Source organism: Bradyrhizobium sp. CCBAU 53421 (genome assembly GCF_015291625.1).
GTDB lineage: Bacteria > Pseudomonadota > Alphaproteobacteria > Rhizobiales > Xanthobacteraceae > Bradyrhizobium.
This window is the reverse complement of sequence record NZ_CP030047.1, coordinates 8,429,576-8,455,446: the sequence shown is the minus strand read 5'-3', so window position 1 is coordinate 8,455,446 and position 25,871 is coordinate 8,429,576. Positions and strand designations below refer to the sequence as shown.

Below are 25,871 nucleotides of genomic sequence, written 5' to 3'. Positions count from 1 at the left end.
CATGAGCTCGTCATTGAACCGCATCGCCGCCATGACGGCGCGCTATTACTACATCCTGCGCTCGTCATGGCTCCGGCTGCTCGAGATCGTCTACTGGCCGGCGATGCAGATGCTGGTGTGGGGTTTCCTCTACACCTACCTCTATCAAAGCAAGTCGGCGATGGCCTCCACCGCCGGCCTGCTGCTCGGCGCCGTCCTGCTCTGGGACGTGCTGTTTCGCGGCCAGCTCGGCTTCACCTTCACCTTCCTGGAGGAGATCTGGTCGCGCAACCTCGCCAATTTGATGATGAGCCCGTTGCAGCCCTTCGAGCTCGCGGCCTCGCTGATGCTGATGAGCCTGATCAGGCTCGTGATCGGCACCTTGCCGGTGATCCTGCTGACGCTGCTGCTGTTCGGCTTCAATGTCTTTGCGATGGGGCCGGGTTTGATCATGTTCTTCCTCAACCTCGTGCTGACCAGCTGGGCGATCGGGCTCGTCGTCGCCGGCCTCGTGATCCGCCAGGGCCTTGGCGCCGAAAGTCTCGCCTATTCGATCATGATCGTGCTGCTGCCGCTGTGCTGCGTCTACTATCCGGTCGCGGCGTTGCCTCTCTGGTTGCATCCGGTCGCCTGGTCGCTGACGCCGACCTATGTGTTCGAGGGCATGCGCGCCGTGCTGCTCGACGGCACCTTCCGTGCCGATCTGATGATCGAATGCCTCGCGCTCAATGCCGTCTATCTCGGCATTGGCTTCACCACATTCGTCGCCCTGTTGCAGAGCGCCCGCCACAAGGGCGGCCTGCTCACCATGGGCGAGTAAGGGGAGAGATCCATGAGCCGCATCGAACGCTTTCTGCCCCGCAGACATCTGACACCGGTGTCGCCGAACACCACGCCTGCGCAGGACCATGAACCCGTCATCTCGGGTAGCGATGAGGCGCCGGCCATCGCGGTCGAGGACCTCTGCAAGAAGTACCGCAGCCATTGGGCGGTCGACGACGTGAACTTCATCGTGCCCAAGGGCTGGACCGTCGGCCTGCTCGGCGGCAACGGCGCCGGCAAGACCACCACCATCGCCATGATCATGGGTCTCGTGGTGCCAAGTTTCGGCCGCGCCATGGTGCTGGGCCACGACATGGCGACCGAGCGCCACAAGGTGCTTGGTCGGATGAACTTCGAAAGCCCCTATGTCGCGCTGCCGGGGCGGCTCACCGTGCGGCAGAACCTGACGGTGTTCGGACGGCTCTATGGCGTCGCCAATCTGAAGGTGCGGATCGAGGAGCTGATCGAGGATTTCGAGCTCGGCGACGTGCTCGACCGCGTCACCGGCCGGCTCTCGGCCGGGCAAAAGACCCGCGTCGCCGTCGCCAAGGCGCTGATCAACGACCCGGACGTGCTGCTGCTCGACGAACCGACGGCATCGCTCGACCCTGACCGCGCCGAGTGGGTGCGCAGCCGGCTGCGCGCCTATCAGAAGCGCCGCGGCGCCACCATCCTGCTGTCGTCGCACAACATGACCGAGGTCGAGCAGCTCTGCGACTTCGTCGTGATCATGAGCCATGGCCGCATCGTCGCGATGGGACGTCCGGGCGAGCTCGCCGAGCGCTTCAAGTGCCGCGATCTCGACGAGGTCTTCATCTATCTGGCGAGGGTGGCGTGATGTCCTCATTCGGTTCTCCGAACGACAAGCCGGTTGCGATCCGTCAGGAACGCCGTTCGGACGTGGCGGCGCGAGACAGTCTGCTCGACACCGCATTCGGTCCTGGCCGCCTGGCCAAGACCTCGGAGCGGCTACGCGAGGGCCGCAAACCTGCGCGCGGCCTCGCGTTTGTCGCGCGCCGTGGCGGCCACCTGGTCGGCACATTGCGGCTGTGGCCCGTCGTGACCGGCACCGGTCACTCCGGCCTGCTGCTAGGCCCGCTTGCGGTGGCGGAGGAGGCGCGATGTCTCGGCGTTGGCGCCGCACTGATGCGGCTGGCATTGCAGCGGGCCGACCTGCTCGGCCACCGCGCCGTGATCCTGGTCGGCGACGCCGCCTATTACAGCCGCTTCGGCTTCTCGGCCGAGATGACCGCCGCGCTCCGCATGCCCGGCCCATATGAACGCCATCGGCTGCTGGCCTCCGAGCTGGTGCCGGGCGCGCTGCGAGGGGCGGGCGGCCTGATTGCTGTAGCCAGCCCACCGCCGTCGCGGTTGTCCGGATTGATGGACCGGATCGCCGGCAGCCCGGCCCCGATCGGGCAGCCGGCCTGATACGGCACCTTTTCCGGCTTGGGGGGCCTTAGGGGCATGGTGATTTGGTTGTTCTTGGCGTAAAGCAGCGCCAAATCGTCATGCGGCTGTGCCGCCTGCCGGGTACGCAGCTTCAGGTCGTCCCGCTCGACGTTCTGCGCCCGGACCAATCAAGGTTTCCCATCTCGTGCCCTTTCCGACCACAAGTTCGCCGCTCGCCCGCGCCTTGGCTGAGCGCAACTACGAACAGCCGACCCCTGTCCAGCTCGCCGTGCTCGCGGACGACGCCGTCGACCGCGATCTCCTCGTTTCGGCCCAAACCGGCTCCGGCAAGACCGTTGCCTACGGATTGGCCATGGCAAAGGACCTGCTCGACGGCGCCGAGCGGTTCGAGCCGGCCGCTGCCCCGCTGGCGCTGATCGTCGCGCCGACCCGCGAGCTTGCCTTGCAGGTTCAGCGCGAGCTTGCGTGGCTTTACGAGCATGCCGATGGCCGCGTCGTCTCCTGCGTCGGCGGCATGGACCCGCGCCGCGAGCAGCGCGAGCTTGCCGAAGGCGCCCACATCGTGGTCGGCACGCCAGGCAGGCTGTGCGACCATTTGCGGCGCGGCCGTCTCGACATCTCGGGACTGCGCGTCGTCGTGCTCGACGAGGCCGACGAAATGCTCAATCTCGGCTTCCGCGAGGACATGGAATTCATCCTCGAGACCACGCCGGACAGCCGCCGGACGCTGTTGTTCTCGGCGACGTTCCCGCGCGGCATCGTCGCGCTGGCCAAGCAGTATCAAGATCAGGCGTTCCGCATCGAGGTCGCGGGCGACGAGGGCGGTCATGCCGACATCGAGTATCGCGCCATCCGGGTCGCGGCCGACGATGTCGAGCACGCCGTCGTCAACGTGCTGCGCTTTCATGAGGCGCCGAGCGCGCTGGTGTTCTGCAACACGCGAGAAGCCGTCAGGCATTTGCAGGCGGCGCTCCTGGAGCGCGGTTTCTCCGTCGCCGCGCTGTCGGGCGAAATGACCCAGAACGAGCGGACCCAGGCGCTGCAGGCGTTGCGCGACGGACGGTCCCGGGTTTGCGTCGCGACCGACGTCGCGGCGCGCGGCATCGATTTGCCGAGTCTCGATCTGGTCATTCATGCCGATCTGCCGAAAGACCCGGAGGTGATGCAGCATCGCTCGGGCCGCACCGGCCGGGCCGGCCGCAAGGGCGTCAGCATCCTGCTGGTGCCGCCGGCACGGCGGCGGCGCGCGGAATTGCTGCTGGATCTCGCCGGCATCGACGTGGCCTGGGGCTCGGCGCCGCAGGCGGACGAGATCCGCAAGCTCGACCATGAGCGCCTGCTGCAGGATGCGGTGTTCTCCGAGGAGGCGACCTCGGACGATCTGGTGCTCGCGCAGGCCTTGCTCGCCGAACGCTCGCCCGAGGCGATTGCCGCGGCGCTGGCCCGGCTCTATCGCGCGCGACTGCCCGCGCCCGAAGACATTCTCGATCCCGGCGAGGGACGCGGCCGCGATCGCGACGATCGCCGCGGTGACCGTGCCTCGCGCCGCGAGGATCGTGCCGCCGGGCCGCGCTCGAAGATCGGCAAGTCCCCGCGTCACGGCATGGAGGAGGCGACGGTCTGGTTCCGGGCTGCGATCGGGCGCCGGAAGAACGCCGAGGCGCGCTGGCTGCTGCCGATGATCTGCCGCCGCGGCGGCATCGACAAGCGCGACATCGGCGCCATCAAGATCTCGGATACCACCACCGAGTTCGAGATCGCCGCGCGGGTCGCGGACTCTTTCGCCGTCAAGGTCAAGCGTCCGGACAAGGAAGACAGCATCCGCATCGAGCCGCTGGCGGACACTCCGCAGCGAGAGACGCACGTCGAAAAGCCGGCGCGCAAACCCAGGCACGATCCTTGGCGCGACAAGGGCGACGGCGAGCATGTCGCGCCCCGCCGCGACGAGCCGCGCGATGACGCGGCAGCCAAGCGACGCGGCAAACCGGACCGCGAGCACAAGCCGAAATTCGACACCGAGCCGAGGTTCGGGAAGAAGAAACATCGGAACAAGCCGCAGGCTGGACACACGCAGTGGCCGGACGTGTCGGCGAAACCGAAGTTCGGCAAGAAGCCGAAGAAGAAGCGGAGGGGCTGAGCTGTCGCCGGCGGCGTTCAGAATGCCGATCTATGGGTTTCGACGCCGCAACAAACTCGGTGTCGTCCCGGGCAAGCGCAGCGCGACCCGGGACCCATAACCACCAATGCTTGCCGCTACATAACGCTGGAGCCACAGCTCGCTTCTACAACGTGGGTCCCTGCTTTCGCAGGCGTTCAACTCTATTGCCCGTGAAGCCAGATATCTTGCCGGCGCTTAGCCCGTCACGCCACCAGCGCGATCTTCGGCACGGTGGCGAGCACCGACTGGTTGCGGCCGTTGGCTTTCGCGGCGTAGAGCGCCTTGTCGGCGGCTTCGATCAGGTCGGACCATTGCTGGCCCGCGAGCGGCCGCATGCTGGCGACGCCGATGCTCACCGTCGTGATCAGCTCGCCCTCGCACCATTGCTGGACCTTGCCGCGGATGGTCTCGGCCAGGTTGAAGGCCTCGAGCGCGGTCATGTTGGGCAGCAGCACGGCGAATTCCTCGCCGCCGAAGCGCGCCGGACAATCGCCGGCGCGGCGCACCGCGTCCGAAATGCAGATCGCGATCCCGACCAGCACCTGGTCGCCGGCCTGATGCCCGTAGGTGTCGTTGTAGGCCTTGAAGTGATCGGCATCGATCATCAGCAGCGCGACCGGCTGGCCGTAGCGGCCGGCGCGGCGCCACTCGCGGTCGATCTCGCCGTCGAACTTGCGCCGGTTCTTCAGGCCGGTGAGGGCGTCGGTGGTCGCGAGCTCCTCGAGCTTGTCCTCGGCGTCGGCGCGGCGGACGATCTCGCGGGCGAGCACCAGGGTTGCGCTGAGCACGAACAGGATCAGGAACGCCATGATTGCGCCGATCCGGATCGCCTCGGTGCGCCAGAGACTGAAGACGGTTTCGAGCGGCTTGCCGACCACGACGTAAAGCGGCCCGCTGCCGCTGCGCCTGACATAGAGCCTGGGCGTGTCGTCGACCGGGCCCTTGCCGGCGAACGCGCCGCCGACCTTCAGGTTCTCGGATTTCCACTCTGACTGCTCGGCAAGGTTCTTGCCGATCACGTCGAGATCGAACGGCGTCCGCATGATGACGGTGCGGTCGTTGCGCAGCACCGTGATGGTGTCGCCCGGCACAAGGTTCAGCCGTCCGAACAGATCGTGGAAATAGCTGAAGCGGATCGAGCCGACCACGACGCCGAGAAAGCGGCCGTCCTCGCTGACGATGCGTCGGCTCAGCACGATCGCGTAGGCGCCGCGATGCAGCGTCGGCCGGCTGATATACAATCCGGCGTCGGGATGGTCGCGCTGGATCGTGAAATATTCCTCGTCGCTGCGGTTCTCCGGCTGCGGATCGAGGCTCGCCGCGTCGATGGAGAGATTGCCCTTGCTGTCGAACACCTGGATCGCGCCGAAATGCTTTGCGGTCGCGGCGTGGTCGAACAGGATCAGCTGGCGCAGTTCCTTGCTGACGCTACGGATCTCCGGCATTTCCAGATTGCTGGCGACTGCGCGCAGCGACAAATCGTAGAGCTCGATGTTGCGGCTGATGTCGGCCTCGATGCCTGACGCCAGGTTCTCCAGGGTCCGGCGGGCCAGCTGTTCCTCGCCGCGGCGCATGTCGAGCATCACGCCGGCGCAGACTGCGGAGAAGCCGAGGACGGTCGCAACGGATGCTGCGATCAGCAGCTTTGCCGATAGCCGCCAGCGCCGCCTTGCGTCGTGTCCGCGTCGAAATGGCATGTCCAGCTCCAAAGCGCCGTCATGCAACGGGAAATCTTGTTGTCGCCTTAAATGGCGACAGCGGCCGCCGAATGGGTTAACGGGTGGTTGCCGGACCCTTTATGATCGAGGACGTTGTGAACGACTACGACGCGCTGCGGGATTATCTGAAGAAGCAGCATCTGCCCGAATTCGTGCTGACCTTCGAGGAGATCGAGACGATCATCGATGCAGCGCTGCCGCGCGCCGCGCACCGGGCGTCGTGGTGGGAAACGCTGCGCAGCCCGCAGGAGAAGATGCCGCAGCGCGAGGCCTGCCTCGAAGCCGGCTACATCGCCACCCGCCAGGCCGACGGCAAGAGCGTCAGGTTCAAGCGCATGCCGAAGCCGCGCTAGAGAGGGCAACATCCTAGGTCGTCATCGCCCGCCACCGGGTCGCGCGAACGCGCGCCCGATGACAGGCTCCGCCGGGCGATCCAGTATTCCAGAGACATCGACGCGATACGGATAAGCCGCAGCGTACTGGATACTCCGCTTTCGCGGAGTATGACATCCGAGAGCGGGGTGACAGGGTGCTTTCGCCGAAGCCTTAGCTCGCGGCTTCCAGCCGTTCCTCGGTGAGCAGGCGCGTCGCGGCATCCGCGTCCATCGGCTCGCCGAAGGCAAAGCCCTGCGCGTATTCGCAGCCGAGCTGGTAGAGCTCGACGGCATCCGAATCCGTCTCGGCGCCTTCCGCGACCACTTCCATGCCGAGATCGTGCGCCAGCGCGATGATCGATTTCAGGATCACCGGGCGGGTGCCGCGGCTGGTGGTGCGGACGAAGGACTGGTCGATCTTGATGGTGTCGAACGGGAAGCGCTGCAGATAGGACAGCGAGGAATGTCCGGTGCCGAAATCGTCGAGCGACAGCCCGGTGCCGAGCTCGCGGATCCGCGCCAGCATCTGGGCGGCGTGCTCAGGGTTCTCCATGACGAGCGATTCCGTCAGCTCCAGCTTCAGCGTGCCGCGCGCCACCGAGGAGCGCGACAGCACGGTGCGGATGTCGTGGATCAGATCGTGGCGCAGCAATTGCCGCGACGAGACGTTGACCGAGGCGAAGATCGGTTCGCGGGCGCGCATCGCGCGCTGCCACACCGCGAGCTGACGCGCGGTCTGGTCCATCACGAACATGCCGAGATCGACGATCAGGCCGGTCTCCTCGGCGACGTTGATGAACTCCGACGGCGACATCCGGCCGAGCTTGGGATGATCCCAGCGCGCCAGCGCCTCGAAGCCGGCGATCGCGCGATCCTCCAGCCGTACGATCGGCTGGTACAGGATCGTGATCTCCTGCCGCTCGATGGCGCGGCGCAGGTCGCTTTCGAGCGTCAGGCGGTCGGTCTTCCGCGCCCGCATCGCCGGCTTGTAGACGTCGATGCGATCGCCGCCGATCCGCTTCGAGTGATACATCGCAAGCTCGGCATCCTTGATGATCTCGTCGGTGAGCGGCGCCGCCGGATCGGACAGTGCAAGGCCGATCGAGGCGGTCAGGAAGATCTCGCGGTCGTTGAACGCGATCGGGGCGCGGATGGTTTTGCGGATGGTCTCGGCGAAATTGGTGATCCGCGCCGGGTCTTGCTCGGACAGCAGGATCAGGCCGAACTGGTCGCCGGCCATGCGCGCCAGCGTATCCTGCGGCTTGAGGATGCGGGTGAGGCGGCGCGCCAGCGTCAGCAGGATGGAGTCGCCGACCGCAATCCCGACGGAATCGTTGACCTGCTTGAAGCGGTCGAGGTCGATCACCATAAGGGTCGGCCGCAGGTTCGGCATGGTCTTGGCGAGGTTCGCCACCGCGCCGAGGCGGTCCATGAACAGCCGGCGGTTCGGCAGCCCGGTCAGATTGTCGTGCACCGAGTCGTGCAGCATCCGCTCTTCGGAGTTCTTGAACTCGGTGACGTCGGTGAGGGTGCCGACCACGCGCGAGACCTCGCCGTCGGAGCCGACCACGGGCCGCGCCTTCAGCGCGAACCACATGAAATGGCCGTCGGGCGTGCGCAGCCGGAAGTCCTGAACCAGGCGGCCGCGGCGCTGGTCGAGCACGCTATCGAGCGCGGCGCGGAAGCGGTCCTGGTCGAGCGGGTGCAGCACTTCGAGCCATTTCGCTGCCGGGCCTTCCAGCGTGCCGCGCTTGAGGCCGAGCAGGGCCTCGGTCTCCGGGCTGGTGAACACCTTGTCGGCGGAGACGTCCCAGTCCCAGATCAGATCGCCCGAACCGGTCAGCGCCAGCGCGCGGCGCTCGACATCGGAGACCACGCCGGTGGTGGCGCCGCCGCCGGCGAAGGCGTGCTGCATCACCGTAAATCCAATGAGCATCACGATCAGCACCAGGCCGCCGAGCAGCGCCGGGCCGACGATGTCGTTGGTGACACTTCCCGCGACCGTCATGCCGGCTGCGACCACCCAGACCACCAGCAGGAACCAGGTCGGGATCAACAGCACCGCGCGGTCGAAGCCGTGGGTGGAGAGATAGACGATCAGCGCGAAGCCGGCGAAGGCGATCATCACCAGCGACATCCGCGCGATGCCGGAGGCGACCGCGGGATCGAACAGCGCCAGCGCCACCAGCGAGCCGAGGAAGACCAGCCAGCCGATCGTGATGTGCGAGTAGCGCACGTGCCATCTGCTCAAATTCAGATAGGCGAACAGGAACACGAGCAATGTCGCCGCGAGGATCGCCTCGCCCGCCGCGCGCCAGACGCGCTCGGCGTTGTTCGACATGTCGAGCACCTTGCCCCAGAAGCCGAAGTCGACGCCGATATAGACCAGCACCGCCCAGGCCAGCGCCGCGGCGGCGGGGAACATAATGCTGCCCTTGACCACAAACAAGATCGTGAGCACGAGCGCGAGCAGGCCCGAGATGCCGATCACGATGCCCTGGTACAGCGTGAACGAGTTGACCTTGTCCTTGTAGGCGTCGGGTTCCCACAGATAGAGCTGCGGCAGCTTGTCGGTGCGCAGCTCCGCGACATAGGTGACGACGGCGCCGGGATCGAGCGTGATGCGGAACACGTCGGCGGTCGGGCTCTCCTGCCGCTCGGGACGATCGCCGACCGACGGCGTGATGGTGGCGATGCGCGACAGGCCGAGGTCGGGCCACAGCAGGCCCGACGACACGATGCGATAATGCGGCGCGACGATCAGGCGGTCGAGCTGGTCGTCGGTGTTGTTGGCGAGTGCGAACACCACCCAGTTCTGGCCGCCTTCGCGGGCGCGAACTTCGATGCGGCGCACGATGCCGTCGGTTCCAGGTGCGGTGGAGACCTGGATGCGGTCGGTTTCGCTGCGTTGATGGTCAAGAACCGCGGTGAGGTCGATCGCCGGCGCATCGCTGCGCACGCTGACCGCGTCGATCGCATACGCGGCAGGCGCAGCGGCAAACATCATGAGGCCCAGCGCCAGCAGCGCAAGGCACCTGATCAGACGCAATGTCAGTACTCCGCGATCGACAAACTGCCCGGGCCCGGCGACCGGCCCGGAGGTGGCGCGATAAATGACACGAAAGCGAAGGGAATCAAAGGGTTTCCGCCCCTGCTTCCGTCGCGAGAGTTAAACCACCAACACAATTTTGCCAATATGTTCGCTGGTCTCCATGCGCCGGTGTGCGTCGGCGGCCTTTTCCAGCGGGAATGTGCTGTCCATCAGCGGTTTGACGCGTCCTTCGCGCAGCAACGGCAGCACCTTGGCGTCGATTGCGGCCACCATCGCCGCCTTGTCCGCATTACTACGGGGGCGCAGGGTCGAGCCGGTGTGGTGCAGCCGCTTGACCATCAGCTTGGCGAAATTGGCCGTGGCCTTCGGTGTTCCCGACAGGAACGCGATCTGGACGATGCGGCCCTCGACCGCGGCGGCGTCATAGTTCCGGTCGATATAGTCGCCGCCCACCATGTCGAGGATGACATCGGCGCCATTGCCGCCGGTCGCCTTCTTCACCGCCTCGACGAAATCCTCGGTCTTGTAGTTGACCGCGTGATCGGCACCGAGCTTGAGGCAGGCGTCGGCCTTGTCCTGCGAGCCGACGGTGACGATCGCCTTGGCGCCGAACGCCTTGGCAAGCTGGATCGCCATCGTGCCGATGCCCGACGAGCCGCCGTGAATCAGCAGCGTCTCGCCGGCCTTGAGCGCGCCGCGCTCGAACACGTTGTGCCACACCGTCATCAGCGTTTCCGGAATTGCGCCGGCTTCCTGCATCGACAGCTGCGGCGGCACGGTCATCGCCTGAGCGTCCTGCGCAATGCAATATTGCGCGTAGCCGCCGCCGGCGACGAGCGACATCACCTTGTCGCCGATCTTGTGCTTTGCGCCTTCGCCGAGCGCCACCACTTCGCCCGCGATCTCGAGGCCGGGCAGGTCGCTCGCGCCGGGCGGCGGCGGATACGAGCCGGAGCGCTGCGCGACGTCGGGGCGATTGACGCCGGCGGCCGCGACCTTGACCAGGATCTCGCCGGCCTTCGGCACCGGCAACGCGCGGGTCTCGGGCACCAGCACCTCCGGGCCACCTGGCTTGCTGATGGCAACGACGGTCATTTGCGCGGGCAGGTTTGGCATGGTTCGTCCCTGGTCAGTGAAGAGGATTGGCGGATGGCATACCGCCTTTTCCAGCGAAGCGAAACGCCATTAAGCCCCGAACCGGCCGAGCCTTGCGACCGGCGTGCCGGCGCCGCCATTGAGCAGCGGGATGAGTGGGCCATTGGGTCAATGGCATGGTGGAGAAAGCTGATGATGCAGCTGCTCAGATTGCTTGCGGTGGCGCCGGGACATCCGCGCCGGCGTGTTGCACGCACACGAAAGTCACTGCAAAATTCTCCGCACGGACATTTACCAACTCTGGACCAGATCACATCGCCGGGAGGACACATGCCGATTGAGGATGAGGACCGGCCGCGGAAGAAGATCAGCCACGAGATCGGACAGGATCTCTCGCTGCTGTCGGTCGAGGAACTGACCGAGCGCATCGCGCTGCTCACTGCCGAAGTCGATCGCCTGAAAGAGGCGATGACCAAGAAGCGCGCGTCGAAGGATGCCGCGAACGCGTTCTTCAAGTCGTAGCGTTGCGCCATCATTTCTGTCGTAGCCCGGATTTCGCTGGGCTCCATTCGGGTTACGACACTGCGATTTGATTCGAAGCCGCCCTCAATCCGTCATCCTGAGGAGCCGCGAAGCGGCGTCTCGAAGGATCGACGGCCACTGGCCGGGCCGTGCATCCTTCGAGACGCGCTACGCGCTCCTCCAGCGACAAAGGCGGAGCCTTTGCGCGGGGATGACGGAATGCGCGTTCGTGCGATCCGTTGGCTCCATCCGGACTACGTGTCCGTGTGCGACCCTGTCCCAAACTAGGTCAATGGCCGACATGGCAAACAAAGCCTGAAGAAATCCGTTCATTTACGATCGGTTAAGCTTTCTCGATTATGACTGGATCGTCCTCGTTTGGACACCGAGTGGCTCCTGTCCACTCTGTTTGACGCCTCCCTGTTATCAACTTCAAAGCCGCCGGAAACGGCGGCTCTTTTTTGTGCGTCCTATCCGTTGGAAACCATAAATCCGGTTGCGGCTGGACTCTGCGGCGCGCCCGCGCAATGATTTGTTCATCATAAGCTGGCGCGTCAGATGCCAGTGGGCGTTACGATGGTGTGAGGGCGTTAACCATGGCCGATCGTTCCCAGAACGAAGCCGGGCTTGTGCTGTTCAGTGAACGGCTGACCAATTCTGCGGCATTCGGCGTGCTGTTCCGGGAAGGCATGGATCTGGTCGAGCAGACCGCCGCCTATCTCGACGGCGACGGCCGTGCCGAGGCCAAGGCACTGGAACGGTCCGTGAGCCTGACCTATGCCACCGAGAGCATGCGCCTGACCACGCGGCTGATGCAGCTCGCGTCGTGGCTGTTGCTGCATCGCGCGGTCAAGGAAGGCGAGATGACGCTGACCCAGGCCAATCGCGAGAAGACCAAGGTGAAGCTGTCGGCCGCCGATCCCGGCCCGGCCGACATGGTGACGAAGCTGCCCGAGCAATTGCAGCAGCTGATCGCCCGCTCGATGGATCTGCAGGCGCGCGTCCGCCGCCTCGACACCACGATCCACGCGCCGGCGCCGGATCGCTCGACGATCGGCAATCCGCTGGTGCCGCAGCTCAACCGGCTCAAGGCCGCGTTCGAGCAATAGGATCTGCGTTAGACATCGCTGCGACGCGCTCGAGCCACAAGGCCACAATGGTCCATGATCTGATCGCAGCAGCCGAAGCGGTTACTGACGAGCGGTCGTTCATCCGACTTCTGCAACTGATGGCGCTTGATCGGCAGGACGAGCAGCAAAAGGAATTGGCGAGACCAACTTCGCCATATTCAGCTGGACCAAACGGTTGGCAAAACGGTTCGATAGAGGCCTTCTTAGGTGCCGCGGCCTCGTGGGCCGAGGCCACATCACGGACAACCAATCTCGGACCGGAAGCATCTGATGCTTGGCGTCGCGCAGCAATGATCGTTGTCGCAGGTGCATTCTACGAGTGAATGCGTTGCCGGCGCTGCGGTGCATCTTGATCGATCACGCGCCGCAGCCGTTTCGCCGCCGCCTCCAACTCCTCCGGTTCGAAGCCGCCGAAGCCGAGCATGAGGCCGGGCCGTGCCGCTGCCTTGTACATCGGTGAGATCGGCCGCACGACGATGCCGTCGGCGAGTGCGGCCTTCGCCAATTGCACATCGTCGAAGCCTTGCGCCAGCCACAGCAACAGATGCATGCCCTGGTCGCTCGGCTGCAGCGTGATGTCATCGGGCATGTGTCGTTCGAGCGCGGCTATCAAGGTCGCGCGGCGTGCGGCATAGACGCCGCGGATGCGCCTGATATGCGCCTCGAACAGCCCCTCGCGCATATAGGCCGCCAGCACGTGCTGGTCGGCGGTCGGTGAATGCCGGTCGAGCAGGGCACGTGCGCCGGCGAAGGCGTCGATCAGCGGCAAAGGCGCCACGACGTAGCCGAGCCGCAGCGAGGGAAACAGCACCTTGCTCAGCGTTCCCAGATAGATCACGCGCAATGGCGCGAGCCCTTGCATCGACGGGAAGGGATGGCCGGCATAGCGCAACTCGCTGTCGTAATCGTCCTCGACGATCCAAGCATTGCTTCGCTGCGCCCACGCCACCAGCGCGTTGCGGCGCGCCATGCTCAAGGGCATGCCGAGCGGATATTGATGCGACGGCGTCACGAACGCTGCGCGTGCGTGCGGGCACGCGGCAATGGCGGCTTCGACGTCGATGCCTTGCGCATCGACGGGAACGTGCGTGGTGACGAGATCGAGATCGTCGAGCACGGCGGTCATGCCGGGATAGGCGGGATCCTCGGCCCACACCCGATCGCCTGCTGCCAGCAGCACGCGGCCGGCGAGATAGAGGCCCTGTTGCGTGCCGGCCGTGATCACGACCTGCTCCGGCTCGCAATGCACCGCGCGGGATTTGCGCACGTAGTCTGCGATCGCCTGCCGCAATTCCATCAGGCCGCGCGGATCGCCGTAGCTCGAAGGCGCCGCCGCGCGCGATGCGCGCACGCGGTTGCCGAGGCGACGCCAATTGTCGTCGGGCGCGACCGCGCCGCCGGGGACGGCGATCGCGAACGGCACTTCGGGCATCGGCGTGAAGGCCGCCGCAACCTTGGCTAGCCGCTGTGCGCGCGGCGGCAACGCGACAGGTGCCGATTTGCTCGGGCCGCGGCCGACCGGCGTCCGGACCAGCCGTGCTTGCTCGGCAAGCGTCGGCGCGACGCGGGTGCCGGCGCCGACCTGCGATTCCAGATAGCCCTCGGCCTGCAATTGCTCGAACGCCTCCGTCATTGTGCCGCGCGCCACGCCGAGCGAGGCCGACAGCGCGCGCGTCGACGGCAGATACTCTCCGGCCTTCAGTTCGCCGTTGGCGATCGCGGCGCGCAGGGCTTGCGCGATCTGCCGTCCGACCTGTCCGGCGGCGCGGTCGACCGCGCCGAGTGAGGGGATGCTGATCGTGGCGCGCAGGCGGGGCATAGTGGACCACTCAATATGATCGAAAGTGGCTCTTATCATAGGCCACTTCGGCGCTATGGTGCGAGCAGCAATTGATGAGGTCTGCCAAGAGGTCTGCCATGTACTTGCCGCCGCATTTCAAGATCGATGAGCTCGGCCCGATCCACGCCGCGATGCGGGCCTCGAAGCTCGTGACACTGGTCACCGCGACCGCGGACGGGCTGATCGGCACGCCGCTGCCGCTGATCCTCAGCGAGAACGAGGGCGATTACGGCACGCTGTACGGTCACGTCGCGCGGCCCAATCCGCAGTGGAAGTTGCCCGCCGTGGGCGAGGCGATGGCGATCTTCATGGGCCCCGACGCCTACGTGACGCCGTCCTGGTATGTGACCAAGGCCGAGCACGGCAAGGTGGTGCCGACCTGGAATTACCTCGCCGTGCACGCCTATGGCTCGGCCGAGTTCTTCGAGGATGCCGACCGCCTGCTCGACATCGTGACCCGGCTGACCCAGTTGCACGAGAGTTCGCGCAAGGGGGAATGGCAGGTCAGCGATGCGCCCGATGATTTCATCAAGGCGCAGCTGCGCGGCATCGTCGGCTTCCGGATGCCGATCACCCGGATCGACGCCAAGAAGAAGATGAGCCAGAACCGCAAGCTCGAGGATCGCGCCGGGGTGATCGCGGGGCTTGAGGCCAGCGACAATCCGACTGATCGCGAGGTCGCGGCGATGATCCCGGCGAATTAGGGTATGATGAGATTGGATGAAATCGCGATTGCGGTGGCGCTGCGCTCCCTCGCCCCGCTTGCGGGGAGAGGGTTGGGGTGAGGGGCCGCCTCCGCGTACACGGTGACAGCTGCGCTTGCGGAGACCCCCCTCACCCGTAACGCATCTAGCGATGCGTTACGACCTCTCCCCGCAAGCGGGGCGAGGTGAAGCGGAGTCCGCTGCGCGATTCGTAATAAAGTCATCCTGCTCCAGACGAAAGCCATCGATGGAACTGTACCTCGCCTTCGCCATCACGACCGCGACCTTCGCGCTGATCCCAGGTCCCGCCATGCTGTACGCTGCGGCCCGCACGCTCGCGGGCGGCCGGCGTGCGGGGCTGATGGCCTCGCTCGGCCTGCATCTCGGCGGCTATGCCCATGTCATCGCCGCAGCCGCCGGCCTCGCGCTGCTGTTTCATGCGGTGCCGCCGCTGTTCATGGCGATGAAGCTGGCCGGCGCGGCCTATCTGGTCTGGCTCGGCCTGTCGCTGTTCCGCGATCGCGACAACACCGAGCGCCCCAGGCTTGCGCCGCTCTCCGTGGAGCGCGCCTTCGCGCAAAGCATCGTCGTCGAGGTGCTCAATCCGAAGACCGCGATTTTCTTCCTGGCGTTCCTGCCGCAGTTCGTCGACGCGTCGGCCAGCGTGCCGGTCTGGGCCCAGCTGTTCCTGCTCGGCACGACCGTCAACCTGACGTTTTCGGCGGTCGATATCGTCTGCGTGTTTTTCGCCAGCGCCGTGATGGCGAAGCTGCAGCGCTCCCGGAGGTCGCAACGGATCATGCAGCGGATCGGCGGCAGCATCCTGGTCGCGCTCGGCGCACGGCTCGCTTTCGGGGATCGGTAGCGGCAGTCGTTTCGATCAGTGGCGACGGCGTAGATCAACGCTTCGCTAACCTGCGCTAGGAGCCGCTTCTGCAGATCCGGGGCGTGGGCTCTTAAGTCCCAGAGGCTCGATTGCCCCGCGTCGATGGCCTCGCCAAATCGGCGCGGCACTAGTCCGTAGATCGGGTTTTGGGCGCGGGCAGTCCACCTTCGGAAGAATGCAAGACCGGCGGCAAGAACTGAGCCGCGAGGCGCATCAATTCGGATTGGCGCGAGGTCCCGGTCTTCTCGAACACTTTGGCAATATGGGTCCGAACGGTGGCCATTGCTGTCCCCATGGTCCTTGCTGTCTCCGCCGGCGTTCGGCCGGCGAGCAGGGAGCCGAGGACGCGCGTCTCCGCGGACGTCAAACCAAAAAGTGAGGCCAAGGACTCGGCGGGGATAGCCGTGCGCATTTCCGATGTAACAAACAAGGCCGCACTCGCGCGTAGCGCGATGCGTTTGCCTCGATTGCCCCCTGCAAGTGGCAGGACATGAATCAGAGCGGGCGAGCCATCGGACTGCGGTGCCGGCAGGCCGATTCCGAGCTTGCCGACCGCAGCCTCATTCGAGGCGGCGGTCGCGACGGCGGTCCGAAGTGCGGCTGACGTTTGGGGCGACGCGGTTCGCAGCTCGCCCCGATGGGAACTGATCGGAGATCCGGATTTGAGCATGGTCTCAGCCGCACGATTGGCATGGACGATTTTTGTTTCACCATCGAGAAGAACGATTCCTGCCTGGAAGAGATCAAGTGAAGCCCGCAGCGTTTCGGCTTCGATCGCCTGCATATTGAGCACATCGCTGATCGTCACTGCGCGCCGGATGTGCGGCGCCAGCAGTCTCATGATCGCCAGATCGCGCTCCGTTATTCGGCCGAGGCTCTTGTGACGCCACACCCCGAAGGCACCGATCCGGGTGGGCTGGCGCAACGGGGTCATCTGGATGGTATCGATGAAGCCCAGCGGCTCCGCCCATTCGCGGTAGTAGCGAGACTGGACGAACTGCTGCGGAATATCGCGCAGGGCGGTCAGTGGTTCATCGATCGGCCGTTCATGGAGGTCGGCGACGCCGTCCCAAAGCCCGGCCAGCTCGGTGGCACAGATTTGAATTTTCTCGAGCCATTCAGGCTCGTAGTTCCAATGTTCGCGAATCAGCGAGGAGAGCGTGTTGAGATCATGGGCCCCAATGATCCCGGCCGCACAATTGGTTGCCTGGCATACCTCGCGAATGGCGTTTGGCCATTGTCTCGGATCGATTGCGCAATCGTAAATGGCGCCGACGACGTGCGAAAATTCGGTGACGGAAGCAATGTCTTCTCGCAAGGGCGACTCCCGAACTGAGGGGCACTCCCATTCAAATCTTTTGAGCGTTCGGCTCTCTATTCGGCGCCATTCAGCGGCAGATCGCGAAATTGCACGTCTGCACCGGTTTTGCTGAAGGCCTCATCAAGATGAATGATGCCACAGGGGCGTGACCAGGCACAATGGCCCACCCGTGGCGGCAAGAGCGGGCTGGCAGCATGCGCAGTCCGCATGCGCGAAGATGAGACAGTAATCCTGACGTGAGAGGGAGGTCGGGCGCCCGTGTCGTGATGATCACCACGGTTGGGCAATGAGCAAGGCAAACGAATTTACCAAGGAGGATATTTCAATGTCGATTGCACAATTTACCCGGTTCAAGAGCGACAAGTCCGAGGAAATGATCGCGGCCGCCAAGGAAGCGAAGGCAATCTTCGAAAGACATGGCGCCGAATTCCTCCGATTATCGCGATTCCACACTGGCGCGTGGGCCGGGGAGTGGCTGGCCGTCACGCGCTACTCCAATTGGGAGGTGTACGGCAAGGTTCAGGAGGGGGTGTCGAAGGACCCGGCCTTTGCAAAGCTCGTCACGCATATGCGCACCATTGCGGAATTGACGGGCCGCAACATTACCGTCGGCGTCGATCTCTGATCGCCGCGACCCGCTCTCGCAATCCAGTTGTGCTGATCGGTCGCCAGTCACGGTGACAGTGCACTTAATTCGCCACCCGCGAGATGAGTGCGGTGTCACCGTGATCTTGTCTTGGCGTCCTTCGCGAATGGCGTCTGCCACCGTTTTGGGTAGATGGGGCAATCGCAGACAACGTACGAAAGCTCATCTGCGGAGGCGGAATTGCACGTCACACCAGTTTTGCTGAGAGCCTCATCAACATGAATGATGCCACGGTGCCGCGATTAGGCACAATGGCCACCAATGGCGCGGAGCCGCGGTGGCAGCATGCGTGGTCCCGATGTCCAGAAGAGACACGACACGGGCACAACTGGCATCGAGATCAAGATCGGCAACATCATCCCGTACAGCGGGCCAGTGTCGGAAGAAACACCGTCGCAGGAGATACCGCAATGAGCACGATACACGCCACAACAGGGTTGGACCGGACATCTCGATCGACCCGGCATGTCGCCAGCTTCGTCTTGAAATACTGGGATGCCTTTCAGGAGCGCCGCGAACGCCAGAGACTGCGCGCTTCCCTGGCCGATTTGAGTGACAGGGAATTGACGGATATCGGCATCGCGCGTGACCAGATCGAATACGTCGTCTCGAACCGCACGATCGACCCGCGCGGCCTGTGATCCATCTCTCCGATGAATGTCTGATATCCGGCACCGACGGATGACCGGAATTGGAAACGCCCGGACGCACCGTTCCCCGGTACCCACTTCCGCTTTGAGTCCCTTGAGGCCGTGATGATTGGCCTCGTCTGAATGCTCGGGAGAGCGCCATGCCAGCCCGTTATTCGCGCCACATCTCGGGAGACCTCGACCTCGCGATGCGCGTCCTTCAAGTCGACACTTCCTGGTATGAAAATTATTGGCTGAAGGAGCGCAAGCTGCGACCGGCCGGCATGGTCGGTCGAACTCTTGGGGCGATAGCGTCTTGCCTTCGCCAGGCTGTTGATCGCGCGTCCTACCCCCGTGCTTTCTATCCAACGCACGGGGCCCATGGGTGCGATCGGCACCCGGCTTTCCCTGCGCCCTCTGTTCGAGCGAAGGCGAAACGAAGAGCAAAGCTCGGACAGATCAAGTCGCGAGAAACGTAGGCATTTGACTCGGTACGTGGATATTTGACTCAGTGGCAGCGCCACCCGATCGGTGTCGTCCCTGCGAACACTGTCGTCCTGGCGAAGGCCAGGACCCATTACCCCCAATGCACGCCGTTGCGCGACGCTGGGGCCACAGTCCTCTTCAACAACACGACCCCGTGGCTGTGGGTCCTGGCCTTGCCAGGACGACTGCACGAAGAGAGCCGCGCGCGTGTCCGGCCGATCAGGAGCAGCCCAAAACAAAAACGCCCCCGAAACGGAGGCGTTTTGCGTGTGATCGCAGGGGCGATCCCGAAGCGGACTTTAGTCCTTCTTGAGGAAGCCCGAAAACTTCTTCTGGAAGCGCGAGACGCGGCCGCCGCGGTCCATCAGCTGCTGGGTGCCGCCGGTCCAGGCCGGGTGCGACTTGGGGTCGATGTCGAGGTTCAGCGTGTCGCCTTCCTTGCCCCAGGTCGAGCGGGTCAGGTACTCGGTGCCGTCGGTCATGACGACCTTAATCGTATGATAATTCGGATGAATATCGGCTTTCATGACAGTTCCTTCGGCGCGCCAGCGCCCGTCTCAAGATGTATTAGATACGGGATTTGGGCGGCTCTATAACCCATGGAGCCCCCCAAAACAAGCCAAGAAAGGGGCGCTTAAGCCCATCACCGGATTGGGACTTTACCGGATTTGCCAGCCGGGGGTCGGCGGGCCTATGTGGGGGGCGATAGAACCGGTCTAGATTGATGAGCGTAGCCGAACAGCTTGAGACCCCTCGCGGCGCCCCAGAGCCGCCGCGTGACGCGTTGCTCGATGAGGAAGCCTTCATCGAGAGCCAGATCACGGAGCCGGCGAAGAGCCGTGCCCGCCTGCGCCCCCTGCTTGCGCTCGCGCCGTATGTGGCGCGCTACAAGGGACGGGCAATCCTCGCGCTGATCTCGCTGACGATCGCCGCGATCACGACGCTGGTCGTGCCGGTCGCGGTGCGGCGGATGATCGACATGGGCTTCACGCCCGAAGGCATCGCGATGATCAACAGCTATTTCAGCGTGATGATCGCGGTCGTCGCAGTGCTCGCCTGTGCCAGCGCCTCGCGCTACTACCTCGTGATGACGATCGGCGAACGCATCGTCGCCGATCTCAGGCGCGACGTGTTCGCGCATCTGATTTCGCTGTCGCCCTCGTTCTTCGATTCTGCACGGTCGGGCGAATTGGTGTCGCGGCTCACCGCCGACACCACGCAGATCAAGTCCGCGGTCGGCGCCTCGGTGTCGATTGCGCTGCGCAATCTGATGCTGTTCTTCGGCGCCGCCGCGATGATGGTGATCACGAGCCCGCGGCTTTCCGGCTTCGTGCTGCTCGCGATTCCGATCATCGTGATTCCGCTGGTGGCGTTCGGTCGCTGGGTGCGGCGGCTGTCGCGCACCGCCCAGGACACGCTGGCCGATGCCAGCGCCTACGCCTCGGAGCTGGTCAATGCGATCCGCACCGTGCAGGCCTATACCGGCGAGCGGCTCGCCCGGACGCGCTTTGCCAGCGAGGTCGAGCAGGCCTATGAGGCCGCGCGCAGCTCGACCAAGGCGCGCGCGGTGCTGACGCTGATCGTGATCTTCATCGTGTTTGCCAGCGTCGTCGTGATCCTCTGGGTCGGCTCGCACGACGTGCTGATCGGCGCCATCAGCCCCGGTCGGCTCGGCCAGTTCATTCTCTATACGGCCTTCGCCGCCAGCGGCCTCGGCCAGCTCAGCGAGGTCTGGGGCGAGGTCTCGGCCGCCTCGGGCGCCGCCGAACGGCTGTTCGAGATTTTGCGCGTCAGGCCGCAGATCGCAGCGCCCGCCTCGCCCCGCGCGCTGCCGCAGCCGGCGCGCGGCGACGTCGGCTTCGAGGATGTCAGCTTCGCCTATCCGACCCGGCCCAACGCGCTCGCGGTCGAGGGCGTGTCGCTTGCGGTCCGCTCGGGCGAGAAGGTCGCGATCGTCGGTCCCTCCGGCGCCGGCAAGAGCACGCTGTTCCATTTGCTGCTGCGCTTCTACGATCCGAAATCCGGCACCATCTCGCTCGACGGTGTGCCGATCCGGCAGGCCGATCCGGCCGAGGTGCGCGCCCGGATCGCGTTGGTGCCGCAGGATTCCGTGGTGTTCGCCGCCAGCGCCCGCGAGAACATCCGCTTCGGCCGGCCCGATGCGTCAGACGACGAGGTTGAGCGCGCCGCCGATCTGGCGCATGCCACCGAATTCCTGCGCCGGCTGCCCGGCGGCTTCGACGCCCAGCTCGGCGAGCGCGGCGTGACGCTGTCCGGCGGCCAGCGCCAGCGCATCGCGATCGCCCGCGCGATCCTGCGCGATGCGCCGCTGCTGCTGCTGGATGAAGCGACCTCGGCGCTCGACGCCGAGAGCGAGACCTTGGTGCAGACCGCGCTGGAGGAATTGATGCGCCGTCGCACCACGCTTGTCATCGCGCATCGGCTGGCGACCGTACTGTCCTGCGACCGTATCCTTGTCATGGACCAGGGCAAAATCCTCGAGCAGGGCACCCATGCCGAGCTGGTCGCCGCCAATGGCCTCTATGCACGGCTGGCGCGGCTGCAGTTCGAGGGGATTTGAGGGAATCGGGATTCCGTGCGCGCCGCCTATGCGATTCCTATGCGATCGCGCGCGTGCTCCCCTCGAAAACCTATTCCCGCGCAAGGATAGTCGCGCCGCGCCTGACCTCCCTCGACAGCCGAAGGGGCATCGGCGCGCGGGGTGCTCGACTGATGCGCGAGAATGCGACCGAACCAGAGAGCAAGCTGCTCCGGACCTGGCAGCTTGCCGTGCTGCGCTTCGCCGTGACGCTCGATGACGACGATCGGATGCATGCGCTCGGTGTGGCCGGCGAGGTCGACCGGCTGGCTGGCGCGGCCGATGACGCCTTCCACTTCTTCCGCCGGACGACCGCGGAGTTGTGCGCGGCGATCTCCGGTCGCGGTGCGGATCAGGATGCCGTCATCCGGCGGTTCCTGGCGCAGATCGACAATGCGAGGCTCAAGCGCGCGGTCGAAGCGGCGATCGCCAAGGATCGGACGCCGCACCGCATGCCGCCGAAACTCGTGGCGAGCCGTGCGAAGCCCGGCAACGATCTCTGGCGCGGGCTGCCGTCGTGGCGTGCAAGCGGAACGTAGGGAAGCTCACTGCCACACCCGTCATCCTTGTAAGTCAAGACGCGCTGGATCGGATAGAGTGTCCGGTGCGGTAACGGACGGGAGACCGCTTCATCCAAGGGCTTTGAAGCCCGGACCTCAGCGCGGCGCCCCGTCCGTTGTTCCATTGAACCCGAACAGTCGCGAGGGCCGCCTGGCGAGCCCGGTTGCGCAAGGATGGGTGCAGATGGACGCGATCTACGTTGGCATTGATGTGTCGAAGGACCGGTTGGACGTGCATGTTCGTCCGGGCGGGGAAGCCTTTGCCGTGGCGCGTGACGGCAAGGGCCTGGAAGAGCTTGTTGCGCGCCTGCAGGCGATCTCGCCGGCGCTGATTGCGGTAGAGGCAACCGGCGGCTTCGAGACGATCGTTGCGGCTGCGCTGGCCGGCGCCCAGCTGCCGCTGGTGGTGGTCAATCCGGCGCAGATTCGGCACTTCGCGCAGGCGGTTGGCCAGCGCGCCAAGACCGACCCGATCGATGCGGCGGTGATCGCGCGGTTCGTCGAGGCGGTGAAGCCGGAGCCGCGCGCCATGCCGGACCAGGAAGCCCGGCTGCTGGCCGAACTGGTCAGCCGCCGACGGCAGATCATCGAGATGATCGTTGCCGAGCGTCAGCGCGAGAAGCGGGCGGAGAACGTCCGTGTTCGCAAGAGCCTTGCCCGCCACATCAAGGTCCTCGAGAAGGAGCTGCCGGAGATCGACAACGACATCGATACATTGGTGCGCGGCTCGCCAGTCTGGCGGGCCAAGGAGGAGTTGCTGGTCAGCTTTCCGGGCGTGAGCAACACCCTCGCACGGACCTTCCTCGCCGAGGTGCCGGAGCTCGGCACGCTCAATCGGCGCCAGATTGCGAGCCTCGCCGGCCTTGCCCCGTTCACCCGCCAGTCCGGCCGCTGGAAGGGCAAGAGCATGATCGGCGGTGGAAGAGCCAAGCTGCGCGCCGGGCTCTACATGGCCGCGCTGTCGGCCAGCCGATACCATCCGCAGCTCAAGGTCTTCTACCGACGCCTGGTGACCGCTGGAAAGCCCAAGATGGTCGCCCTCATCGCCGTGGCGCGCAAAGTCCTCACAACCCTCAACGCCATGCTCAGGGACCAAAAACCATGGCAACCCGCTTGACGAAGAACACAGTCGCTGAGGTGCGAGCGGAGCGAGCCTCGAAGGATGCACGGCTACCAGCCGGGCCGTCGATCCTTCGAGGGCCGCTGAAGAAGCGGCCACCTCAGGATGACGGGAAGAGAGGGAAGCAGCTGAGCCGACGTTGTTCCTACGCTGCGATAGATGCGATGCATTTTTGTCTCTTGGCCCCGTATCGGACCGGTCGTAAGTCTTTATCAAAGCGGCCAGTCGGGACCAGGGTTCGGACAATGCGGGGAGTGGCGAGATGGGTGGTTTGGTGATCAGCGGCGGCCGGGTGGTGGATCCGGCCAGCGGGATGGACGCGGTTGGCGACGTCGCTGTCGTCGACGGCAAGATCGCCGCAGTCGGCACCGGGCTCGGCGGCGCCGAGGGCCAGATCGACGCCACCGGCCTCGTGGTGGCGCCGGGCTTCATCGACCTGCACGCGCATGGCCAGACCATTCCGGCCGATCGCATGCAGGCGTTCGACGGGGTGACGACCTCGCTCGACCTCGAGGCCGGCGTGCTGCCGGTTGCATCCTGGTACAAGCGTCAGGCCGAGAAGGGGCGTGTGCTGAACTACGGCGCCGCGGCCAACTGGGCGTTCGCGCGGATCGGCGCAATGACCGGCTCGAATGCGGAAAGCTCGCTGGAATCATTCGGCGCAGCGATGCGCGATCGCCGCTGGATCGAGAACGTGGCGACCGAAGGCGAGGTCGGCGGCATCCTCGCGCGCCTGGCCAACGGATTGAACGAGGGGGGCATCGGCATCGGCATTCTCAACGCTTACGCGCCGGGCGCCGGCGTGCAGGAACTGACCGCGGTGTGCCAGCTTGCGGCTGATCACGCGGTGCCGACCTTCACCCACGTCGCCTACATGTCGCGGATCGATCCCGAGAGCGCGGCCGAGGCCTATATCCGTCTGATCGGCTATGCCGGCGCCACCGGCGCGCACATGCACATCTGCCATTTCAACTCGTCGAGCAAGACCGATATCGAACGCTGTGTTGCGCTGATCGCGAAGGCGCAGGCGCAGGGCCTGCCGATCACGGTGGAGGCCTATCCGTACGGCACCGGCTCGACCGTGCTGGCGGCGACCTTCTTCAGCGATCCCAAATTCGAGGAGCGCAACGGCCTCGGCTATGATTCGGTGCAGCGCGTGACCGACGGTCATCGCTTCGGCAGCCGCGAGGAGCTGCTGGCGGCGCAGGCCGCGGAGCCCTCGACGCTGGTGCTGTGGCATGTGCTCGATATCGAGAACAACGCGCGCCATCGCGATCTGCTCGACATGGCGGTGCTGTATCCGGGCGGCGCGATCGCGTCCGACGCGATGCCATGGACGCTGTCGGACGGTCGCCCCTACACCGGCGATGCGTGGCCGCTGCCTGATGATGCCACCTCGCATCCGCGTTCGGCCGGATGCTTCACCCGCTTCATCCGCGAATGGGTGCGCGAGCGGAGGAAGGTGTCGCTGCTCGAGGGTATCCGCAAATGCGCGCTGATCCCGGCGGAAATTCTGTCGGCGAGCACGCCGGCGATGCGGGCCAAGGGCAGGCTGCAAGCGGGTGCCGACGCCGACGTCGTGGTGTTCGACTTCGAGACGCTGAGCGACCGCGCGACCTTCTCCGCGATGAACCGCCCGGCGGAAGGCGTGCGGCATCTCGTGGTCAGCGGTCAGCCGCTGATCACTGATGGCGTGCTCGACGTCGCGGCGCGTCCCGGCCGGCCGGTGCGCCGGCCGGTCATTGGAGGCTGACGTGCCGGTCCCGATCCTGCTGGTCGCGGGTTTTCTCGGGGCGGGCAAGACCACGGTCGTGAACCATCTGCTGGCGCATGCGCAGGGACGGCGCATCGCGGCGGTGGTCAATGATTTCGGCGCGATCAATATCGACGCGGAGCTGATCGCAGGCGCCGGCGACGGCGTGGTCAGCCTGAGCAATGGTTGCATCTGCTGCACGCTCGAGGGCGATCTGCTGCGTACGCTCGCCAATTTGTTGCGGCGTGATCCGCGCCCCGAGTTGATCGTGATCGAGACCAGCGGGATCGCCGATCCCGCCGACATCGTGCGCAATTTGATGGATCCCGTGATCTGGCAGGAGGCGCCGCTGGAGACCGTGCTGTGCGTGGTCGACGCGACGCAGCCTGCGGCGATGCTGAACGACGCGCTGCTGCGCTCGCAGTTGCGGGCGGCCGACGTGGTCGCGCTGAGCAAGGTTGATCTCGCCGATGCGGCCGCCTGCGCCGCGAACCGCGCTGCCGTGCGCGCGGTGCGGCCGGCGGCGGTGATCGTCGATGCGCTGCATGGCGAGGTCCCGGCCGAGCTGGTGTTTCCGGCCGATCTCGATCATGTGCCGACGCCGCGCGAGACCGCGCCGCGACGGCCGGTATCCGACCGGTTCGAGACGCTGAGCTGGGCCTCGGAGCGGCGGGTCTTGCTGTCGCGCCTGCAGCAGGCGATCGGCAAACTGGCGCCGAGGCTGGCACGCGCGAAAGGATTGTTCGAGACGGTGGAGCAACCCGGACGGCTGACGGTATTCCAACTCGCCGGCGGGCGCGCGACGTTGGCCGCGGGCGGCGTGCCGGCAGCGGGCGTGCCACGCACGCGAATCGTGTTCATTGCGGAGATGGGGGCGCTCTCGCGTGCCGAGATCGATGAGGTGATGCAGGGCTGCGTCGAGTGATCCGTCACCCTGAGGAGCGCGTAGCGCGTCTCGAAAGGTCGACGGCCCGGCTGGTGGCCGTCGATCCTTCGAGACGCCGCTTCGCGGCTCCTCAGGATGACGGGTCTAGGAAGTCTCCGCGTCAGCCATGACATCGCCG

23 protein-coding genes are annotated in these 25,871 nt (G+C 65.5%); 17 read left to right on the top strand and 6 right to left on the bottom strand.

Annotated features, from left to right (window positions below; translation table 11 throughout):
- Position 1 precedes the first annotated feature (1 nt).
- From XH92_RS39090 to XH92_RS39075, 4 genes are all read left to right on the top strand, one after another.
- A complete protein-coding gene (locus XH92_RS39090; RefSeq protein ID WP_194456782.1) occupies positions 2 to 799 on the top strand; it encodes an ABC transporter permease in 798 nt (265 codons plus the stop codon).
- A gap of 12 nt (positions 800 to 811) precedes the next feature.
- Positions 812 to 1,639, top strand: coding sequence for an ABC transporter ATP-binding protein (locus XH92_RS39085; RefSeq protein ID WP_194456781.1), 828 nt, complete (start codon positions 812 to 814; stop codon positions 1,637 to 1,639).
- Positions 1,639 to 2,232 carry a GNAT family N-acetyltransferase gene (locus tag XH92_RS39080; RefSeq protein ID WP_194456780.1) on the top strand — a complete coding sequence of 198 codons (594 nt, stop codon included), beginning with the start codon at positions 1,639 to 1,641 and terminating at the stop codon, positions 2,230 to 2,232. The genes XH92_RS39085 and XH92_RS39080 overlap by 1 nt, the downstream gene beginning before the upstream one ends.
- A gap of 166 nt (positions 2,233 to 2,398) precedes the next feature.
- Positions 2,399 to 4,351 carry a DEAD/DEAH box helicase gene (locus XH92_RS39075; RefSeq protein ID WP_194456779.1) on the top strand — a complete coding sequence of 651 codons (1,953 nt, stop codon included), beginning with the start codon at positions 2,399 to 2,401 and terminating at the stop codon, positions 4,349 to 4,351.
- Positions 4,352 to 4,575: 224 nt separating this feature from the next.
- Here the strand turns inward: XH92_RS39075 and XH92_RS39070 are convergent, their stop codons facing one another.
- Positions 4,576 to 6,069: a diguanylate cyclase gene (locus XH92_RS39070; protein WP_194456778.1), complete on the bottom strand. Its 1,494-nt coding sequence runs from the start codon at positions 6,067 to 6,069 to the stop codon at positions 4,576 to 4,578.
- A gap of 116 nt (positions 6,070 to 6,185) precedes the next feature.
- Here XH92_RS39070 and XH92_RS39065 point away from each other — a divergent pair, with 116 nt between their 5' ends.
- Positions 6,186 to 6,443 carry a hypothetical protein gene (locus tag XH92_RS39065; RefSeq protein ID WP_194461646.1) on the top strand — a complete coding sequence of 86 codons (258 nt, stop codon included), beginning with the start codon at positions 6,186 to 6,188 and terminating at the stop codon, positions 6,441 to 6,443.
- A 193-nt stretch (positions 6,444 to 6,636) separates the two neighbouring features.
- Here XH92_RS39065 and XH92_RS39060 read toward each other — a convergent pair whose 3' ends face one another.
- Both XH92_RS39060 and XH92_RS39055 read right to left on the bottom strand, forming a co-directional pair.
- Positions 6,637 to 9,513 carry an EAL domain-containing protein gene (locus tag XH92_RS39060; RefSeq protein ID WP_028333677.1) on the bottom strand — a complete coding sequence of 959 codons (2,877 nt, stop codon included), beginning with the start codon at positions 9,511 to 9,513 and terminating at the stop codon, positions 6,637 to 6,639.
- Between the two features lie 120 nt (positions 9,514 to 9,633).
- Positions 9,634 to 10,632 carry an NAD(P)H-quinone oxidoreductase gene (locus XH92_RS39055; protein WP_194456777.1) on the bottom strand — a complete coding sequence of 333 codons (999 nt, stop codon included), beginning with the start codon at positions 10,630 to 10,632 and terminating at the stop codon, positions 9,634 to 9,636.
- 309 nt (positions 10,633 to 10,941) lie between these two features.
- Between XH92_RS39055 and XH92_RS39050 the strand changes: the two genes are divergently transcribed.
- The 3 genes from XH92_RS39050 (at position 10,942) to XH92_RS39040 (ending at position 12,586) form a co-directional block, all read left to right on the top strand.
- Positions 10,942 to 11,133, top strand: coding sequence for a DUF1192 domain-containing protein (locus XH92_RS39050; protein ID WP_076865389.1), 192 nt, complete (start codon positions 10,942 to 10,944; stop codon positions 11,131 to 11,133).
- 596 nt (positions 11,134 to 11,729) lie between these two features.
- On the top strand, positions 11,730 to 12,242 hold the full coding sequence (locus XH92_RS39045; RefSeq protein ID WP_076865388.1) for a DUF1465 family protein: 513 nt from the start codon (positions 11,730 to 11,732) through the stop codon (positions 12,240 to 12,242).
- Positions 12,243 to 12,289: 47 nt separating this feature from the next.
- The gene (locus tag XH92_RS39040; RefSeq protein ID WP_194456776.1) at positions 12,290 to 12,586 is read left to right on the top strand and encodes a hypothetical protein; all 297 of its coding nucleotides are present in this window, start codon (positions 12,290 to 12,292) and stop codon (positions 12,584 to 12,586) included.
- On the opposite strand, the gene XH92_RS39035 is transcribed toward XH92_RS39040, so the two are convergent.
- Positions 12,577 to 14,082 carry a PLP-dependent aminotransferase family protein gene (locus tag XH92_RS39035; RefSeq protein ID WP_194456775.1) on the bottom strand — a complete coding sequence of 502 codons (1,506 nt, stop codon included), beginning with the start codon at positions 14,080 to 14,082 and terminating at the stop codon, positions 12,577 to 12,579. The two genes, XH92_RS39040 and XH92_RS39035, sit on opposite strands and share 10 nt — an antisense overlap.
- 98 nt (positions 14,083 to 14,180) lie before the next feature.
- Here XH92_RS39035 and XH92_RS39030 point away from each other — a divergent pair, with 98 nt between their 5' ends.
- Both XH92_RS39030 and XH92_RS39025 read left to right on the top strand, forming a co-directional pair.
- On the top strand, positions 14,181 to 14,807 hold the full coding sequence (locus tag XH92_RS39030) for an FMN-binding negative transcriptional regulator (protein ID WP_194456774.1): 627 nt from the start codon (positions 14,181 to 14,183) through the stop codon (positions 14,805 to 14,807).
- 247 nt (positions 14,808 to 15,054) lie between these two features.
- Positions 15,055 to 15,672: a LysE family translocator gene (locus XH92_RS39025; RefSeq protein WP_194456773.1), complete on the top strand. Its 618-nt coding sequence runs from the start codon at positions 15,055 to 15,057 to the stop codon at positions 15,670 to 15,672.
- Positions 15,673 to 15,820: 148 nt separating this feature from the next.
- On the opposite strand, the gene XH92_RS39020 is transcribed toward XH92_RS39025, so the two are convergent.
- Positions 15,821 to 17,011, bottom strand: coding sequence for a helix-turn-helix transcriptional regulator (locus tag XH92_RS39020; RefSeq protein WP_194456772.1), 1,191 nt, complete (start codon positions 17,009 to 17,011; stop codon positions 15,821 to 15,823).
- A gap of 289 nt (positions 17,012 to 17,300) precedes the next feature.
- On the opposite strand from XH92_RS39020, the gene XH92_RS39015 reads away from it, so the two are divergent.
- Entirely contained in the window at positions 17,301 to 17,639 is a 339-nt protein-coding gene (locus XH92_RS39015) for a hypothetical protein (RefSeq protein ID WP_246788032.1), read from the top strand.
- A 431-nt stretch (positions 17,640 to 18,070) separates the two neighbouring features.
- Positions 18,071 to 18,301, top strand: coding sequence for a DUF1127 domain-containing protein (locus XH92_RS39010; RefSeq protein ID WP_194456771.1), 231 nt, complete (start codon positions 18,071 to 18,073; stop codon positions 18,299 to 18,301).
- A 773-nt stretch (positions 18,302 to 19,074) separates the two neighbouring features.
- Here XH92_RS39010 and rpmE read toward each other — a convergent pair.
- The gene (gene rpmE / locus XH92_RS39005) at positions 19,075 to 19,302 is read right to left on the bottom strand and encodes a 50S ribosomal protein L31 (protein WP_016845230.1); all 228 of its coding nucleotides are present in this window, start codon (positions 19,300 to 19,302) and stop codon (positions 19,075 to 19,077) included.
- Positions 19,303 to 19,499: 197 nt separating this feature from the next.
- On the opposite strand from rpmE, the gene XH92_RS39000 reads away from it, so the two are divergent.
- The 5 genes from XH92_RS39000 to XH92_RS38980 all read left to right on the top strand — a co-directional run bounded on the left by XH92_RS39000 (position 19,500) and on the right by XH92_RS38980 (position 25,732).
- Complete coding sequence (locus XH92_RS39000) at positions 19,500 to 21,356, top strand: ABC transporter ATP-binding protein/permease (RefSeq protein ID WP_194456770.1); 1,857 nt, start codon at positions 19,500 to 19,502, stop codon at positions 21,354 to 21,356.
- Positions 21,357 to 21,508: 152 nt separating this feature from the next.
- On the top strand, positions 21,509 to 21,913 hold the full coding sequence (locus XH92_RS38995) for a hypothetical protein (protein WP_246788031.1): 405 nt from the start codon (positions 21,509 to 21,511) through the stop codon (positions 21,911 to 21,913).
- Between the two features lie 205 nt (positions 21,914 to 22,118).
- On the top strand, positions 22,119 to 23,051 hold the full coding sequence (locus XH92_RS38990) for an IS110 family transposase (protein ID WP_194461644.1): 933 nt from the start codon (positions 22,119 to 22,121) through the stop codon (positions 23,049 to 23,051).
- Positions 23,052 to 23,316: 265 nt separating this feature from the next.
- Positions 23,317 to 24,807 carry an amidohydrolase family protein gene (locus tag XH92_RS38985; protein WP_194456768.1) on the top strand — a complete coding sequence of 497 codons (1,491 nt, stop codon included), beginning with the start codon at positions 23,317 to 23,319 and terminating at the stop codon, positions 24,805 to 24,807.
- A gap of 1 nt (position 24,808) precedes the next feature.
- The gene (locus XH92_RS38980; RefSeq protein WP_194456767.1) at positions 24,809 to 25,732 is read left to right on the top strand and encodes a GTP-binding protein; all 924 of its coding nucleotides are present in this window, start codon (positions 24,809 to 24,811) and stop codon (positions 25,730 to 25,732) included.
- Positions 25,733 to 25,871 lie beyond the last annotated feature (139 nt).

What these genes read in the sequence shown, in the direction of transcription:
- XH92_RS39090 (WP_194456782.1), top strand. Translation starts at nt 2, where the DNA reads ATGAGCTCGTCATTGAACCGCATCGCCGCCATGACGGCGCGCTATTAC.
- XH92_RS39085 (WP_194456781.1), top strand. Translation starts at nt 812, where the DNA reads ATGAGCCGCATCGAACGCTTTCTGCCCCGCAGACATCTGACACCGGTG.
- XH92_RS39080 (WP_194456780.1), top strand. Translation starts at nt 1,639, where the DNA reads ATGTCCTCATTCGGTTCTCCGAACGACAAGCCGGTTGCGATCCGTCAG.
- XH92_RS39070 (WP_194456778.1), bottom strand. Translation starts at nt 6,069, where the DNA reads ATGCCATTTCGACGCGGACACGACGCAAGGCGGCGCTGGCGGCTATCG.
- XH92_RS39055 (WP_194456777.1), bottom strand. Translation starts at nt 10,632, where the DNA reads ATGCCAAACCTGCCCGCGCAAATGACCGTCGTTGCCATCAGCAAGCCA.
- XH92_RS39050 (WP_076865389.1), top strand. Translation starts at nt 10,942, where the DNA reads ATGCCGATTGAGGATGAGGACCGGCCGCGGAAGAAGATCAGCCACGAG.
- XH92_RS39045 (WP_076865388.1), top strand. Translation starts at nt 11,730, where the DNA reads ATGGCCGATCGTTCCCAGAACGAAGCCGGGCTTGTGCTGTTCAGTGAA.
- XH92_RS39040 (WP_194456776.1), top strand. Translation starts at nt 12,290, where the DNA reads ATGGTCCATGATCTGATCGCAGCAGCCGAAGCGGTTACTGACGAGCGG.
- XH92_RS39035 (WP_194456775.1), bottom strand. Translation starts at nt 14,082, where the DNA reads ATGCCCCGCCTGCGCGCCACGATCAGCATCCCCTCACTCGGCGCGGTC.
- XH92_RS39030 (WP_194456774.1), top strand. Translation starts at nt 14,181, where the DNA reads ATGTACTTGCCGCCGCATTTCAAGATCGATGAGCTCGGCCCGATCCAC.
- XH92_RS39025 (WP_194456773.1), top strand. Translation starts at nt 15,055, where the DNA reads ATGGAACTGTACCTCGCCTTCGCCATCACGACCGCGACCTTCGCGCTG.
- XH92_RS39015 (WP_246788032.1), top strand. Translation starts at nt 17,301, where the DNA reads ATGAGCAAGGCAAACGAATTTACCAAGGAGGATATTTCAATGTCGATT.
- XH92_RS39010 (WP_194456771.1), top strand. Translation starts at nt 18,071, where the DNA reads ATGAGCACGATACACGCCACAACAGGGTTGGACCGGACATCTCGATCG.
- rpmE (WP_016845230.1), bottom strand. Translation starts at nt 19,302, where the DNA reads ATGAAAGCCGATATTCATCCGAATTATCATACGATTAAGGTCGTCATG.
- XH92_RS39000 (WP_194456770.1), top strand. Translation starts at nt 19,500, where the DNA reads ATGAGCGTAGCCGAACAGCTTGAGACCCCTCGCGGCGCCCCAGAGCCG.
- XH92_RS38995 (WP_246788031.1), top strand. Translation starts at nt 21,509, where the DNA reads ATGCGCGAGAATGCGACCGAACCAGAGAGCAAGCTGCTCCGGACCTGG.
- XH92_RS38990 (WP_194461644.1), top strand. Translation starts at nt 22,119, where the DNA reads ATGGACGCGATCTACGTTGGCATTGATGTGTCGAAGGACCGGTTGGAC.
- XH92_RS38985 (WP_194456768.1), top strand. Translation starts at nt 23,317, where the DNA reads ATGGGTGGTTTGGTGATCAGCGGCGGCCGGGTGGTGGATCCGGCCAGC.